Source organism: Halalkalibaculum sp. DA3122 (assembly GCF_043951865.1).
Lineage (GTDB): Bacteria > Bacteroidota > Rhodothermia > Balneolales > Balneolaceae > JAMQKA01.
This window is the reverse complement of sequence record NZ_JBINJF010000030.1, coordinates 17,150-31,095: the sequence shown is the minus strand read 5'-3', so window position 1 is coordinate 31,095 and position 13,946 is coordinate 17,150. Positions and strand designations below refer to the sequence as shown.

16 protein-coding genes are annotated in these 13,946 nt (G+C 48.9%); 2 read left to right on the top strand and 14 right to left on the bottom strand.

The annotated features are described in order from the left end of the window. Positions 1-7: 7 nt before the first annotated feature. The 11 genes from ACG2F4_RS15950 to speD form a co-directional block, all read right to left on the bottom strand. Complete coding sequence (locus tag ACG2F4_RS15950; protein WP_395261883.1) at positions 8-400, bottom strand: response regulator; 393 nt, start codon at positions 398-400, stop codon at positions 8-10. 467 nt (positions 401-867) lie between these two features. Beyond that, positions 868-1,881: an LD-carboxypeptidase gene (locus tag ACG2F4_RS15945; protein ID WP_395261882.1), complete on the bottom strand. Its 1,014-nt coding sequence runs from the start codon at positions 1,879-1,881 to the stop codon at positions 868-870. A 9-nt stretch (positions 1,882-1,890) separates the two neighbouring features. Continuing rightward, positions 1,891-2,481, bottom strand: coding sequence for a nicotinate (nicotinamide) nucleotide adenylyltransferase (gene nadD, locus ACG2F4_RS15940; protein ID WP_395261881.1), 591 nt, complete (start codon positions 2,479-2,481; stop codon positions 1,891-1,893). A gap of 2 nt (positions 2,482-2,483) precedes the next feature. Beyond that, positions 2,484-3,350, bottom strand: coding sequence for an outer membrane protein assembly factor BamD (locus ACG2F4_RS15935; RefSeq protein ID WP_395261880.1), 867 nt, complete (start codon positions 3,348-3,350; stop codon positions 2,484-2,486). An 11-nt stretch (positions 3,351-3,361) separates the two neighbouring features. Continuing rightward, positions 3,362-4,357, bottom strand: coding sequence for a polyprenyl synthetase family protein (locus ACG2F4_RS15930; RefSeq protein ID WP_395261879.1), 996 nt, complete (start codon positions 4,355-4,357; stop codon positions 3,362-3,364). Positions 4,358-4,425: 68 nt separating this feature from the next. Beyond that, positions 4,426-5,445, bottom strand: a complete 1,020-nt coding sequence (fni, locus tag ACG2F4_RS15925; protein ID WP_395261878.1) for a type 2 isopentenyl-diphosphate Delta-isomerase — start codon at positions 5,443-5,445, stop codon at positions 4,426-4,428. Between the two features lie 12 nt (positions 5,446-5,457). Beyond that, the gene (locus tag ACG2F4_RS15920; protein ID WP_395261877.1) at positions 5,458-5,985 is read right to left on the bottom strand and encodes a GNAT family N-acetyltransferase; all 528 of its coding nucleotides are present in this window, start codon (positions 5,983-5,985) and stop codon (positions 5,458-5,460) included. A gap of 85 nt (positions 5,986-6,070) precedes the next feature. Then, positions 6,071-6,814, bottom strand: coding sequence for an SDR family NAD(P)-dependent oxidoreductase (locus tag ACG2F4_RS15915; protein ID WP_395261876.1), 744 nt, complete (start codon positions 6,812-6,814; stop codon positions 6,071-6,073). Between the two features lie 210 nt (positions 6,815-7,024). Beyond that, positions 7,025-7,873: a polyamine aminopropyltransferase gene (gene speE, locus ACG2F4_RS15910; RefSeq protein ID WP_395261875.1), complete on the bottom strand. Its 849-nt coding sequence runs from the start codon at positions 7,871-7,873 to the stop codon at positions 7,025-7,027. 125 nt (positions 7,874-7,998) lie between these two features. Then, on the bottom strand, positions 7,999-8,511 hold the full coding sequence (locus ACG2F4_RS15905) for a pyruvoyl-dependent arginine decarboxylase (protein ID WP_395261874.1): 513 nt from the start codon (positions 8,509-8,511) through the stop codon (positions 7,999-8,001). Between the two features lie 8 nt (positions 8,512-8,519). Continuing rightward, on the bottom strand, positions 8,520-8,924 hold the full coding sequence (gene speD, locus ACG2F4_RS15900) for an adenosylmethionine decarboxylase (RefSeq protein WP_395261873.1): 405 nt from the start codon (positions 8,922-8,924) through the stop codon (positions 8,520-8,522). Positions 8,925-9,234: 310 nt separating this feature from the next. On the opposite strand from speD, the gene ACG2F4_RS15895 reads away from it, so the two are divergent. Continuing rightward, the gene (locus tag ACG2F4_RS15895) at positions 9,235-11,220 is read left to right on the top strand and encodes a thiamine pyrophosphate-dependent enzyme (RefSeq protein WP_395261872.1); all 1,986 of its coding nucleotides are present in this window, start codon (positions 9,235-9,237) and stop codon (positions 11,218-11,220) included. 280 nt (positions 11,221-11,500) lie between these two features. On the opposite strand, the gene ACG2F4_RS15890 is transcribed toward ACG2F4_RS15895, so the two are convergent. The 3 genes from ACG2F4_RS15890 to ACG2F4_RS15880 all read right to left on the bottom strand — a co-directional run bounded on the left by ACG2F4_RS15890 (position 11,501) and on the right by ACG2F4_RS15880 (position 13,170). After that, on the bottom strand, positions 11,501-11,779 hold the full coding sequence (locus ACG2F4_RS15890) for a hypothetical protein (protein ID WP_395261871.1): 279 nt from the start codon (positions 11,777-11,779) through the stop codon (positions 11,501-11,503). 255 nt (positions 11,780-12,034) lie between these two features. Then, complete coding sequence (locus ACG2F4_RS15885; RefSeq protein WP_395261870.1) at positions 12,035-12,697, bottom strand: ankyrin repeat domain-containing protein; 663 nt, start codon at positions 12,695-12,697, stop codon at positions 12,035-12,037. 320 nt (positions 12,698-13,017) lie between these two features. After that, positions 13,018-13,170: a hypothetical protein gene (locus tag ACG2F4_RS15880; RefSeq protein WP_395261869.1), complete on the bottom strand. Its 153-nt coding sequence runs from the start codon at positions 13,168-13,170 to the stop codon at positions 13,018-13,020. Between the two features lie 261 nt (positions 13,171-13,431). Between ACG2F4_RS15880 and ACG2F4_RS15875 the strand changes: the two genes are divergently transcribed. Further along, positions 13,432-13,935: a hypothetical protein gene (locus tag ACG2F4_RS15875; protein ID WP_395261868.1), complete on the top strand. Its 504-nt coding sequence runs from the start codon at positions 13,432-13,434 to the stop codon at positions 13,933-13,935. Positions 13,936-13,946: the final 11 nt, after the last annotated feature.

Genomic DNA, 13,946 nt, shown 5'->3' with positions numbered 1-13,946 from the left:
TCTACTCTCAGGCCATGTGAAATATATCGCCTTCCAGCTCCATTAATGTTTTGATTAACTTGTTTTTGTTGATCGGCTTGCTCAGGTATCCATCCATTCCGGCATCCATGCAGGCCTTCTTTTCGGTCTCCATTCCACTTGCAGTCAGTGCGATAATAACAGGGCTCTCATCGTCTCCCTGTTGCTGTTTTCGAATTTCAGCTGTGGCCTCATAGCCGTTCATCTCCGGCATCTGGATATCCATTAATACGACATCATACCGGTTGTTTTTAACAGCTTTTACCGCTTCCAATCCTGTTTCAACTACAGAAACGGAGAAACCTTCACGTTCAAGTATTTTCTGCGTCACCACCTGGTTGATCCTGTTGTCTTCAGCGATTAAAATATTTATTTTTTTCATTTTATTATCCCAAGCCGTTTTACTTCATTTTTAAAGAACTGGTGCCAAGTCTTTCGTTTTGCTGCGAATGGAATGGACGCCTGGAGTCCCAGGCTAAACAACATTGAACCGTGCGTATGAACACGTACTGAGAAAGTGTCACCTCGCTAACAGGGTGAAAACCCGATTATAACAACGCAAGAGCCGCATTATTTTTTTGCAGCATAGTACTGGTCGGAAGCCGTCATTCCTTTCACACTATTTTATTTATATGATATATGTAAAATATCATATAAATAAAACATTAGAAATAATTAATTATAAGAGGATTATGCAAAATTCTCAATTCGCCGTTGTGAGGGAGTTGCACTCCCGTTTAAAGGGGTAACAAGGACGGCGGTACAACCTTACCTCCCGGCAAAATGGTAGATTCTGCAACGGTCCTTTTAACGCTGGCGAAATGCAGCTAAAAATTGAATTGCCGGACGTTATCCAACGGCAGGCTCATTAAACGTAATCATCCCCGAACCGGCGTCTAATGTGGCAGGGAGCCCCACAGGAAGGGTAAACATGTTATCGATATGACCGATCATCGCTCCCCTGCAGGCAGGAATGTTCAGGGGCAGAATATGGTCATCCAGTATCTCCTCAAGCGAAAAGCTGTAGCTATTCCCCGGGGTACAGTTTGTGCACTGACCAAATACCAGGCCCCCGATCTGGTCAAAAATGCCGTTGAGTTTAAGCTGCGTCAGCATGCGATCAATACGGTATACATCCTCTCCAACATCTTCCAGGAATAAAATAGCACCTTCAAAGTCAGGCAGATATTCAGAACCGAGCATCGAGGTCAGCACCGAAAGGTTTCCCCCGAGCAGTGGTCCCTCTGCCCTGCCCGTTCGAATTGGAATACTCGGTTGAACAGCCGGATTTTGAAGTGAAAATCCCTCACACTGCATCACCGCCGTGCGAAAATGACGATACGTAAAGTCGGTCCACTCCGACTTTCCCACCGGACCGTGGAATGTTACCAGCCCTGTTTTGGCGTATATCGAGAGCAACAGCGTTGTAATATCACTAAATCCGATTAGGGGTTTGGGGTTCTCCCCAATTGCATCAAAATCGATATATTGCAGTATCCGGTTGGAGCCCCATCCTCCGCGAAAAGGTATAATGGCATCGATCCCGGGATCCCGGAACATCCTGTTCAGGTCACTTGCCCTTTCCCGGTCCTTTCCCGCAAAGTAGCCATGCCTGTTGAGGGCGTGTTTCCCTACTTGAATCTCAAAGCCAAGATTTTGGAGCGTCTCCTGTATCTCGCCGTACCGGTCCCTTTCCGGGATGATAAATCCGGGGCTGATTAAGCCGATCGTATCCCCTTTGGAAAGCCGGGGTGGTTTGATATATGGCTTCTGCAGACCCGACAACAATCCCGGAGAAAAGCCGGCTGCAAGCCCCGAAAGCCCCGAGAGCCCCATAAACTTCAGAAAAGTATTTCTCTTCATCACTCGATCCTAATCGTTGTACAGGTCATTATCGCGGATGTAGCTTAATACATCCGGCGGCAGGTCCTTTTCCAGGCTTTTCCCGTCTTCTTTCAACCGTTCCCGCAGCTCGGTCGAGGAGATATCCACTGGCGTATGTTTAACAAATCGGGCATTTTCCAGGAAATTATTTTGCTGATCCCGCGAGTTGCTGTCAGGGCGTTCAGCCACCAGCAGGTCGCAGATTTGTACAATTTTTTCGGGCTTGTACCATGAGGAAAAATCCGCAAGCGAATCTTCTCCGATACACAGGTAAAATTTCTTTTCAGGATACTTTTGTTTTAGATATTGAATGGTGTGAATCGTATAGGACGGCTGTGGCAGTCTCTCCTCAATATCTGTGATCCGAACCCCTTTTATATGGTCAAACGCCTGTTCCAGCATCCTTTTTCGGTGTTCGAAGCTGGTGATGTGTTGATCTGTTTTATGGGGCGGCGTGGGAGCCGGTATCACCCAGAGCTCATCGATGAGACCGCTTTCGAGAAAAGATTCCACGATCGCGACGTGACCCGCGTGAACCGGGTCGAACGTCCCGCCGAACAAGCCGATGCGATCAGGCATGGTTAGCGCTCATTTATGCTGGCAGTAGGTGTGCTTGCAGTATCTTCCTCAGAGGAGGTATCTTCCAGCTGAGCCAGGGCTACACGAGCCTCATCCACATATTCATCCGCCAGGGAGCGGTGTTCTCCCTGTGGAAACAGCTGCAGGTATTTTTCATAGCTCTCCACCGCTTTCTGGTACCGCTCCTGCTGCTTGGAACTGACACTGTTAGCCGCGTAGGTGTTGTAAGCATTGATCTGGTCAACAAGTGCCTGCTCAGCCCACGCTGTTTCCGGGTATTGATCGATGGTGAGCCCGTAATAGATTGCGGCCGCTTCATATTCGTCGATCCGCATGTAAAGATCAGCTGCGTTATACATTTTGTGCGCCAGTTTGGCCCGCATCTCGTCCACGTACTCGGCAATCTGAGGCAGGCGCTCGGAGTCCGGATACCTGGATTCAAACAGATTAAACTTTTCAATAGCACGGTGGGTATATGTTTGATCCAGCCTGTAACGGGGGCTCAGTTCGTAGTAACAATAGGCTTCTTTAAAGTCGACCTCTTCACGGCGCTCAGACCGTGGAAACAGGGAAGCATAGCGTTCATATTCAGAAGCCGCCAACAAGTAATTTTCATTGTTGAAATGGGATTCGGCGAGATAGTACTGCGCATTCCTGGCGTACTCGGTACCACGGCCCAGGCTGAATACCGTCTCAAACGCGTCTACCGCCTCGGTATAATCCCCCAGTTGAAAAAGCCGCATCGATTTTTTGTAGGCTTCGGGAAGAGAATCGCCCCGCTGAATATAGTTTTGTTTTGAGCAGGCCGAAAAAAGTATTGCTACTGCGACAGCGCCGATAAATGCGAAGTGCGTGTATCTGACTTTCATATTGAGTAGATTCAAAATTCTCTTTTTTTCAGTTTATTAAAATAGGTTATTAAGTCGTCTTTAAAATCCGAATCCGGAAACCGGTCGAGCAGAGCGACCGCTTTTGTGTAGTGTTTTTCAATCGTCTTCTTTGTTTTCTCGACAACACCCAACGCTTCGTATAGCTGGATAACTTCAACGATCTCTTCTTCAGCATTATCCTTTGACGATAATACTTCTTGTATAAACTTCTGCTGCTTCTGGTTCCCCTCCTCTAACGCAAGAATCGAGAGATATGTTTTCTTGCCTTCCATAATATCTCCACCCGGTGTTTTACCAAACTTGGAAGGATCGGCTATTACATCCAGCAGATCATCCTGTATTTGGAAGGCAGTCCCCGTTTCCCTTCCAATTTCGCGCAGGCGTTCCAGTTCGCGCTGTTCAACACCGGCCACCGCGCCTCCCAGCATCAGCGAACCACTGATGAGCGCTGCCGTTTTGCCCCGGATCATCTTTAAGTATTCATCGATGGATACGTCGATGCGATCGGAGTATTCCAGATCAAACGCCTGGCCTTCACAAACGGTTTCCGCGCTCTCCAGGAAAATATCCATGATCGTTGCATACTGCTGTTTCGAGTATAGGTCGCCCCCCCCATAATACTGCAACTGCTTGAAGGCGTACGCATACATTACATCGCCGGACAAGATGGCCGTGGAGGAATCCCATTTTTTAAATACACTCAGTTCCCCGCGGCGGGTATCGGCCGCATCCATAATATCGTCGTGCAAGAGCGTAAAATTGTGAAGAAGTTCGATCGCAAGGGCCGCTGGTACCGCCTCCTCCGGGTCGCCATTGCACATGCCACAACTGATCAGCGTAAACAAGGGCCGGGTTCGCTTGCCTCCCAGGTTCAGCGTATACCGAACCGGATCATAGAGTTGGGATGGTTCTTCCGGAAGCGCGAGCTGGGTCAACTCCCGGTTAATCAACGTCGTTAAATTTTGATGCTTCAGCGTGCTTTCCAAAAAAACTCGGTTTACCTGATTTTTTAGATGCAAATATAATGAATTTAAGGAAGGATGTAAGAACCGTTTCAGGAATGAATAATATTTTCTCCCGAGAGTGATTCAATCGTTTCGGCCCCCACCAAGGTAAGGATGACTTTGGCCTGATATTGCCATTTTTTGTAAAGCGCCTCAATCCCTTGATAGCCTCCATTTACGACGCTCTGTATGATCGGCTGGGCCGCAGCCCCGAAATCGGCTCCCAGACACACCGATTTTATTAGATCAAAGCTGCTTCGTACGCCCCCTGAAGCGATCAGTTCAAAGTCGTATTGCTCTTTCAGTGTGCGCACCTCCAGCAGGCACCCGAGGGTTGGAATACCCCACTCGTTAAATGCTTCATCCGGAGTTTTGTTGGAAGCCCGTTCATTTTCAACCTTTGCCCAGCTCGTTCCCCCTGCCCCGGCGATATCGATGACCGAAACGCCACAGTCCAGCAATCTCTCGGCCACCTCGGCTGAAATTCCCGCTCCCGTTTCTTTTACAATTACAGGAACCGCGCTGTCCTTCACCAGTTGAGCGATACCCGACTCAACACCTTTAAAATTTCGATCTCCTTCTGGCTGCATAAGCTCCTGCAGGGGGTTCAAATGCACGATCACCGCATCCGCTTCGATGGTATCGATCATAAGTTCAAGCTTGTGGGCCGGCAGCCCCCCCACCAGCTGCGCCCCTCCTATATTCGAGGCGATAAATGCGTTGGGGGCTTTTTCACGCACGATGGAAAAGGTGCTTTTTTGATCCGGGTTTTCCAGCATGGCCCGCTGGCTCCCGACTCCAAACGGCAGATTGTACGCTTCGCAAAATTCGGCGATAATGGCGTTCACGGCTCCTGCGTCGGTATAGCCTCCGGTCATGGAGGAGATAAACAGGGGAAATGAAAACGTACGTCCCAGCAGCCGGGCCTCGGTGCTGACCTCCCTGATATCCACCTCCGGCAGGGCGTTGTGCCTGAAGTCGAACTGCTCAAAACCCGCCGTCCGGTCGTATCCCATTCCACCCGAAACGGTCAGATCCACATGATCCTTTTTGCGTTCTTTTATATCCATCTGCTACCCGTCCTAACGGTGATTGTCGAAAGAGTTACCCAGCTGTTTCAGCCTGGATCCGGCAAGCTGGTAGACCGTCCACTCCTCTTTTTGGCGTGCTCCCAGGCTCTCGTAAAAACCGATTGCACGCTCATTCCATTCCTGGACGGCCCATTCCAGCCGACCGCAGTCGCGGTGATTGGCCAGCCGGGCCAGGTATCTCAAAAATACTTTGCCATACCCATTGCCGCGCATCTCTTTTTTTACGTAGAGATCTTCAAGATAGATGCCCGGTTTCCCCACGAATGTGGAAAAGTTATGGAAAAACAGGGCAAATCCGGCGGGCCGGTCTTCTTCAAATCCGAGGATAACCTCGGCGTACGATCGATCTCCGAACAGGTTTTGGCGCAACAACTCCTCTGTGGAAACGACCTCGTCCTCCAGATTCTCATAATCGGCGAGATCCTTTATAAAAGCATGGATCAAGGGGATGTCTCTTTCATTGGCAAAACGCAATCGGAAATCGGGTTGAGAAGTTTCAATCCAGTTATAGTCACTCATAGTTGTATATCGATTTTGCTACGTAAAGTAAGTGCTGCACGGTCCGCCAGTTCGCCGCACCTTTTATTAGGTATAATTAAATAATTCAGATCATGTAGGAACCACCATTTATATGGAATGTTGAGCCGGTCATATGTTTCACTTTGCCGGAGGCCAAAAACGTGACCAGCTCGGCTACCTCTTCCGGGGATGTTATCTCATCGAAGGCCATCCCCTCCTTCAGGTAATCTTCCCCGTAAATCTCAATCGAGTCGGCGGCCATATCTGTCTTTGTAAATCCGGGAGCCACAGAGTAGGCGACGATCCCTCTGGTGCCGTAGTCGCGTGCAATACTTTTGGTAAAGGCCACCAGCCCCCCTTTCGAGGCCGCGTATGCCGCGTATTCCTGCGTATCTCCCCGGTAAGCCGCCCGCGAAGCTATATTGACCAGCACTCCCTCCCCCTGTTTTATCCAGCAGTTTACCGCCCATTTTGAGAGCAAAGCGGGTGCTCGCAAATTAACCTGGCACGTCCTGTCCCAGTTCTGCAGCCAGCGGTCGTCATCCGAACCCAAATCGGCATCTTCAAAAATACCTGCGTTGTTAACCAGTACATTCGGAGCCGGCCTTTGCTGAAACAGTGGTTTAAGGATTCGGGCTGTTTCAACCTCATCCTCCAGATCTACATGCAGACCTTCAAATGCACTGTGCCGTGCAAGCGTTTCCGGAAAGGGGGAGCGGCGGGCCGTACCTGTGACGGTTGCCCCCGCCTGCAACAGCTTGGCGGATATACTCTTGCCGATCCCCCTTGAGGCACCGGTCACCAGTACATATTTATCTGTAAGCTCCATGAGCCAGCTAATTTGTGCAAAAGAACCTGGATAATAAAGCAACGTACTGCCCTTTTCTGACTAAAGAATAAAGAACATAAATACGATGCGTTCGACAATTCCACAACTCAGAGGCAGGATTTGAGTCGTAATTTGAGGTCTATTTAAAGAAATATTGGGTTAAAAAGGTATCGTTCAAAACCGCCTCTTTATTCCCACGCATGACTATTTTTAGCTGATAATATCCTGCACAAAATTCGGCAGGGCAAAACTGCCGATGTGAACATCCTTGTTATAGTATTTCAACCTTTCCCCAAACTGGCGTACGCCCTTTTCCACCCGTCGCACTGTATCCCCTGTCAGCGGATCAACACCTTTACTGCCGAAGCTAAACGACCACATCCCCGCCGGGTAGAGTGGGATATAGGCCAGGTACATCTTTGAGACCTCAAACATAGCATCCAGTGCGGTGAATACGTTTTTTATGCTGCTGTGATAGGATTTAACCCACGGGCTTTCGGTTTGGGCGACCAGCACTCCATCTTCGGCCAATGCATTGTGGCACGACCGGAGGAAGTTATGCTCAAACAGTCCCTGTGCCGGTCCCACCGGATCCGAGCCATCAATTATGATGACATCATACGGGAGTTTGACGCCGTTGACAAACTGTATGCCATCTTCAAACAGGACATTCAATCTGGGATTCTGCCAGTCTCCCACCTCCGGGAGAAATCTTTTTGAGGCGCGCACCACCACCTTGTCGATCTCCACCAAATCGACCTGTACAACCGAGTCGTGCCGCAGCACTTCGCGGGCCGTGCCTCCATCGCCGCCGCCGACTATCAGGACCCGTTCCGGTTTCGGGTGAGAAAACAGCCCGACATGACTCAACATCTCGTGGTACACAAACTCATCCTTCTCCGAGAGCATGACCATCCCGTCGATCGTCATCATATTGCCCCAGGTGTCGGTTTCCAGCACCTCCACTTTCTGATATTCGGACTGCTCCGAGAAAAGCACATTCTTAACCCCGACTGTTAAACCGGTCTTTTTATGGTAATACTCGTTGTAGGTGGTCATCCGTCAAACGGTCTTTTTAGGATTTATAGAATTCTTACGAAATGACGAGCAGTCACTCGAAGCCCACCCGTGGTACAAAGCGGGGCATCAGAGTGTTTTTTTGGACAAGTTTTCTGTTACTCATACTACTCATACCACAAGACAGCCGCAGCAAACGTGGCCCCACACGTTTCGACCTGGTGCTCAATGCCGATCGATTTGATCTCTTTCAGCTTCCGTTTCCGGTAATCAAACGCATCGACCACCATCTGGCGCGCGATAGCCTCCACATTTTCCAGCTTGCTGTGGTCCTCAAACTCCATGATCACCCCCGGTTCAGAGCGGTCTTCAGGAATGCCGACAGCAATGGCGGAAGAAATAAAGCGGCCGGGTGTGGTAGAGTCTATCGTGGCATAGGCGAGCGGAATGAGTCCACCTTTCGGGAGATCCATATCACGGATCGCACACTGCTCAGCTCCCGGCGGCAAAATACTGCTCATGCGCATCAGGTTGGTATCGCCCACGCCGGCGTTCAGCAGGGCATTATCAAACGCATTGAGCCGCGTGCGCCCCTCCGATGCCCCCCTGACCAGGCAAAAAATATTGGGCGTGTCAACCATCAGCTGTGGCGAAACCTGCATCTGTGAAGATTTTTTCATTACAACCGTTAATTTTCTGTAAGTGTGGATTTGGGTTTAAAAAGGAGACGCTCACCGGGATTGACCCTGAACATCCCCCGCTTCATTTCCATGCTTGACGTGTTTTGGGACTCCAGTGAATTCTTCAGGTGTTCCTGGATTATCCATGGATCGATCGTTTCGCCACATGTGAAAATATCGACAGCCGCGTATTTGTATTCCGGCCAGGTATGAATGGCCACATGGGATTCAGCAATAACTATAACACCGCTGACCCCATGGGGACTGAATTTATGGAAATTGTGTGTAATAATCGTGGCTTTGGAGGCTTTCGTAGCCTCAATGAATGCCGACTCAATAAAATCGACATCATTAAGCTTTTCTGCGTCACAATCATAATATTCAACAAGTATTTGTCGACCAAGTGCTTCCATCTAACAATAAATTCTTTTCAAGTTGTGCACTGCAGGTGCCCTAAATGAAAAATGCGACTGAAAACTTCCCGAAATGCTATTCTCAACATTTCACTGAAGTTGCCGCCGCAAACAGTTGTAACGTTTCTGTAATTTCTAATTTATGTATAATACGCTATGCCCCGCAACAGATGCAGCCGATATATAATTCAATGACCGCATTTCGTTTGTTCATCATTCTGGTCATATTAGCACGGAATCACAACAGAATATGTCGATCCACCGGATCCGACCAACAGCATCCAAATTACTGAAATTTTTTGTTAAATAAATGATCCATCCCACAAAAAATATTTCAAAAGAAGAGGCCGTCGAACTGTACAAAAAACTGCTGCTGCCCCGGCGTATTGAGGAGCGGATGATCAATCTTCTGCGGCAGGGAAAGATAAGCAAATGGTTTTCAGGGATCGGGCAGGAGGCGATCTCCGTAGGAGCGGCAGCCTCGCTCAGCGATGAAGATTATCTGCTGCCGATGCACCGGAACCTGGGATTGTTTACCACGCGGGGGGTCGATCTGTACAGGCTGTTTTGTCAGCTGCTCGGCAAGGCGGACGGGTTCACTAATGGGCGAGACCGCTCGTTTCATTTTGGAAGCCTCGACAACCGGATTGTGGGGATGATTTCACACCTGGCCGCCACGCTGCCCGTTGCGGACGGGCTGGCTCTGGCATCACGGATGAAAGAGACCGGTTCCGTTGTCTGTAGTTTTTGCGGCGACGGCGCCACCAGTGAGGGTGACTTCCACGAGGCCCTGAACCTGGCGGCGGTCTGGGAACTTCCGGTCATCTTTGTGATCGAAAACAACGGGTACGCCCTCTCCACCCCCACCTCGGAACAGTACGCCTGCCAGCACTTGTTGAACCGGGCGATCGGTTATGGACTGGCGGGACTCAAAATCGACGGAAATAATATTTTTAACGTAATGGATGAAATGGCCGATGCCCGGAAAACCGCCTTGCGTGGTCAGCCGGTACTGATAGAGGCCAAGACCTTTCGCATGCGGGGACATGAAGAGGCCTCGGGCACCTCCTATATACCTGATGAGCTGTTTGAGGAATGGAAACGGCGCGACCCGATCCTCCAGCTGAAAAAATGGATAAAAAACAAGAAACTGGTTACCACGGAAGAGGAATTTTCAGCTGTTGCAGACCAGGTGGATCAACTATTTGAGGATGAGCTGGAGCGTGCTCTCAATGCGGATGACCCCGTATTTGATGAAGAGAAGGAGACCGCTGCTGTTTTTACTTCGGCTGAAATTCCCTCCCCTGCTAAACCAGGAGCAACCCAATCTGAACAACGGTTTGTCGATGCTGTAAGCAACGCCCTTCGGCAGGCGTTCCTGGAGGATGACTCCTATATTATGCTTGGGCAGGATATTGCCGAATACGGGGGCGTCTTCAAGGTAACGGAGGGATTTGTAGAACAGTTTGGCAAAGAGCGCATTCGCAATACCCCGACCATGGAATCAGGCGCAGTGGGCACGGCGATAGGGTTGGCGCTGGAAGGTTTCAAACCGGTCGTTGAAATGCAGTTCGCTGATTTTATATCCTGCGGTTTTAACCAGGTGATCAATAATCTGGCAAAATCCCGTTATCGATGGACTCCACCGCTCAATGTTACGATTCGTGCTCCACACGGTGCCGGCGTGGGATCGGGGCCGTTTCATTCGCAGTCGCCGGAAGGCTGGTTTATGCAGCACGCCGGCCTGAAAATCGTGGTGCCGTCCTCCGTGCAAGATGCCCAAAACCTACTCTACAGTGCGCTGATGGATCCCAATCCCGTTCTCTTTTTTGAGCATAAAAAGCTCTACAGAAGTCTTAAATCCACAATTTATGACCACTGCCAACCTGAAGAGCTCGGCAGTGCCGCAATATGCAGAGAAGGGACGAGCGCCAGCATTATAACCTATGGGATGGGCGTGCACTGGGCATACGAGATAGCCGAAGAGTATGAACGAAAGGGCGTTGAACTGGAAATTGTAGATCTGCGATGTCTCTATCCACTTGATCTTGAAACGGTCAGGACATCAATAATCAAAACAAATAAAGCCTTGCTGCTACAGGAGCCCTCCTTGACCCTGGGACCGATGAGTGAGCTTTCAGCCCTGATCAATGAACAGTGCTTTGAACACCTGGATGCCCCCCTCATCCGCTGCGGTTCCCTGGACACTCCCATCCCCTTCAACAAGAGACTGGAGGAGGGATATCTCGCTTCTCACAGGCTGAAAGAAAAGATCAATCAGTTGTTGGAGTACTAAAACCTGCTTTTCTCACCAAGAAATTGGTTCGTGAGTTACGGCTTCCTCAAAAATATTAAAGCCGCTCCCCAGGCAAAAATATTCCTTCTTTGTGCGAACAAAACAAATCCCAAACTCCTGCGGAAGTTAGTCAATCGGTGGACCTATTCCACACTTAACTTCCGGCATACTTCCCCTCTTTTGGCGAATGAAACCAGCCGCATCCAGATACTGAGAGCACAATTTAAATGAAGAACAGGTTGGCAAGTCCCTCTGTCAATGAATAAATCAGCCGTTCTACCTACTGATTTATCGTATCAGATTTACCAGACCTTAATTTTTCGAGAGCAATTTGTGTCGCCAGTTTATATTCTATGTTCTCATAATTATTCATCTGCTTTACCAGCCAATTTAGTGCTTGTTTTCCCTTCCGGGCTTTACAGGTAAATTCCTTTTCTCGCTTATTTTGATCCAGGTATTCTTCAAATACCTCCACTTCAGTGGCGTCTAAATTACCATCCAGGTAATCAGTGAGATAATCGGTAAGCACGTCGTCATCATCAAAGGATGTAATATCCATAACAGGACAAGAAGTGATGTTCAGGTTTACATTCCCTGTAACTCAAAATATGAGTGTTTGTTCCATTCCTCCCTGTTTTTGTTAGATAAACTTAATAAACAGATTTCGGGGAACTTAACAAAATCCGGAGATCATCCAAACAGTGATACTCATTTTTTATTTTTGTGGCGTCCCCTCACATTAACTCTTTGAGTGCGCTATCAACATATTCCGGCTTTCATAAAGAAACACAGCCCCCCGGTCTCTTCCTGATATTTACTGCGTGTTATTCTCCTCCAGAAGTGACACCACCTCCGGGTGATTGTTGTCCCGGGCAAATTTTATGGCGGTGTCCCCATCCTTGTCTTTCAGCTGTGTGTCGGCATCATATTCCAGCAGGGTACTGACTACCTCCTCATGCCCTCCTGCTGCTGCAAACATAAGAGCGGACCAGCCTTCTACCTGGTCAGCGGTATTGGGATCGGCCTCCCACTCCAGTAAAAGCTCAACCGTCTCAGCATACGGTCCACTGGCAGCAAAGATCAGAGGTGTTCGCCCCTCCGTATTTTTATCCTCCACCCGGGCGCCCGCCTCCAGCAGAATCCGGGATACTTCTGTGTGTCCATTAAAGGCCGCCAGCATAAGGGCGGTACGGCCGCGTTGATCGGAGGCATTCACATCAATCCCCTCCTCTATCGCCGCGCGTACCTTCCCGATCTCTCCCTCAAGCGCAGCCGTCCTCAACTGCTGGGCATTAAGCTCATCCGGCGACGATTCCCCCGATGATTGCTCTTGCGGAGTATGCTGGGAAGACCTGGCGGAATCATTCGATTCACTGCTACACGAACTCAACGGTATTACAACGACAAGAAGTGCAATAATCCAACAGAGGGCCGGCAGTGACCTATCGGTTCGCGTATTTTCCGGATTTGTGTTCATAAATTCAGACCTGTCAAATGAGTTTTGCAATTAATTTCACAGTGACGTCGAGTTCAACACCGGCGCAACATATTGTAGACCGGCGTTGAACTGCAGTTTAATATCCCCCCCGCATACTGGTTAATGAGCATATTGTGAAGGGCTCTTGTTCGTTTTAAGCATCCAGCAAAGAAATAGAAAATAATTAACAGAGGGCTTTGCAAAACCTTCAATTCCTCGTTTTAAGGGCGTTGTACTCCTGTTTAAAGGTCCCAAAGGCCGGTAGTACAGCTACTCCCAACAACATAGCAGGTCCTGCAAAGGCCCCTGTAAAGTATATACTAATTGAGCAGATTAGGGAAAAACAGGCTGATCAGCCACGTCAATATATAATATACTGCAATTCCTCCCACAGTCAATCCAAGTACCACAACTGCAATTGCAGTGCCCTCTGACATCTCCTTCTTCTTGGTCCCTTTTTTCTTCTTCGCCATAATATCCTCTTTATATGTTTTATAAACCAAGCTAATACTTCAATAAAAATCAATCAATTTGTACCGTGATTTTATCCATTGCAGTTGTTTAATTTACCAGAGGGTTTGCAAAACCGCCGGTGACGTGAAAACTTTGCAGCCCCACGTCAAGTACCTTGCATTACGTTGGCTGCGGGTGAAATTCCCATTTTAATATAACCGTTTTTTTTAACTATCCCGTGTCTCCAATTTATTGACAGCTGCACCTCAATTACTTTTCAGATGATTATTAAAGAAAAATACTCCGGTTACTGGATTCAGATAACCTCCGCCCTGGCCTTGGGTACACTGCTGTTTCTGGGTGCCTATCATGTTGCCGAGGATGTAGTGTGGGAAGGCGTACTCCGTTTAATCGCATTTGGACTGCTGGCGGGTACGGTATTAAGCGGTCTGAAAGTGATGCAGGGCAAGCACACCATCGAATGCTCTACTGAAAACGGAGAGCTGATTCTTACCTATTTGAGGAAAGATCGGGTCGTCAGCCGCGACATTTTTAAACTTGGCAACATCGAAACGGTATATACGGAACCGAACACCCAATTTTTCGGAACCGGTTTTTTTCCGGGGGATCTGAATATTAAATTTATGCCGGCAGACTCAGACCGGCCATTAACCCTGGTAGAGGTCCACGGCAGGGCGCTTGCCCTAACAAAAGAAGACGCCGAGCACCTAATCTCATACATTCATGAGCATGCCCCTGATTCCACCGACCATAAAACGGGATAAAGTCGGACGAC

Excerpts from the sequence above, each read along its gene's own strand:
- ACG2F4_RS15950 (WP_395261883.1), bottom strand. The coding sequence starts at position 400 with ATGAAAAAAATAAATATTTTAATCGCTGAAGACAACAGGATCAACCAG.
- ACG2F4_RS15945 (WP_395261882.1), bottom strand. The coding sequence starts at position 1,881 with ATGAAGAGAAATACTTTTCTGAAGTTTATGGGGCTCTCGGGGCTTTCG.
- nadD (WP_395261881.1), bottom strand. The coding sequence starts at position 2,481 with ATGCCTGATCGCATCGGCTTGTTCGGCGGGACGTTCGACCCGGTTCAC.
- ACG2F4_RS15935 (WP_395261880.1), bottom strand. The coding sequence starts at position 3,350 with ATGAAAGTCAGATACACGCACTTCGCATTTATCGGCGCTGTCGCAGTA.
- fni (WP_395261878.1), bottom strand. The coding sequence starts at position 5,445 with ATGGATATAAAAGAACGCAAAAAGGATCATGTGGATCTGACCGTTTCG.
- ACG2F4_RS15920 (WP_395261877.1), bottom strand. The coding sequence starts at position 5,985 with ATGAGTGACTATAACTGGATTGAAACTTCTCAACCCGATTTCCGATTG.
- ACG2F4_RS15915 (WP_395261876.1), bottom strand. The coding sequence starts at position 6,814 with ATGGAGCTTACAGATAAATATGTACTGGTGACCGGTGCCTCAAGGGGG.
- speE (WP_395261875.1), bottom strand. The coding sequence starts at position 7,873 with ATGACCACCTACAACGAGTATTACCATAAAAAGACCGGTTTAACAGTC.
- ACG2F4_RS15905 (WP_395261874.1), bottom strand. The coding sequence starts at position 8,511 with ATGAAAAAATCTTCACAGATGCAGGTTTCGCCACAGCTGATGGTTGAC.
- speD (WP_395261873.1), bottom strand. The coding sequence starts at position 8,924 with ATGGAAGCACTTGGTCGACAAATACTTGTTGAATATTATGATTGTGAC.
- ACG2F4_RS15895 (WP_395261872.1), top strand. The coding sequence starts at position 9,235 with ATGATCCATCCCACAAAAAATATTTCAAAAGAAGAGGCCGTCGAACTG.
- ACG2F4_RS15890 (WP_395261871.1), bottom strand. The coding sequence starts at position 11,779 with ATGGATATTACATCCTTTGATGATGACGACGTGCTTACCGATTATCTC.
- ACG2F4_RS15885 (WP_395261870.1), bottom strand. The coding sequence starts at position 12,697 with ATGAACACAAATCCGGAAAATACGCGAACCGATAGGTCACTGCCGGCC.
- ACG2F4_RS15880 (WP_395261869.1), bottom strand. The coding sequence starts at position 13,170 with ATGGCGAAGAAGAAAAAAGGGACCAAGAAGAAGGAGATGTCAGAGGGC.
- ACG2F4_RS15875 (WP_395261868.1), top strand. The coding sequence starts at position 13,432 with ATGATTATTAAAGAAAAATACTCCGGTTACTGGATTCAGATAACCTCC.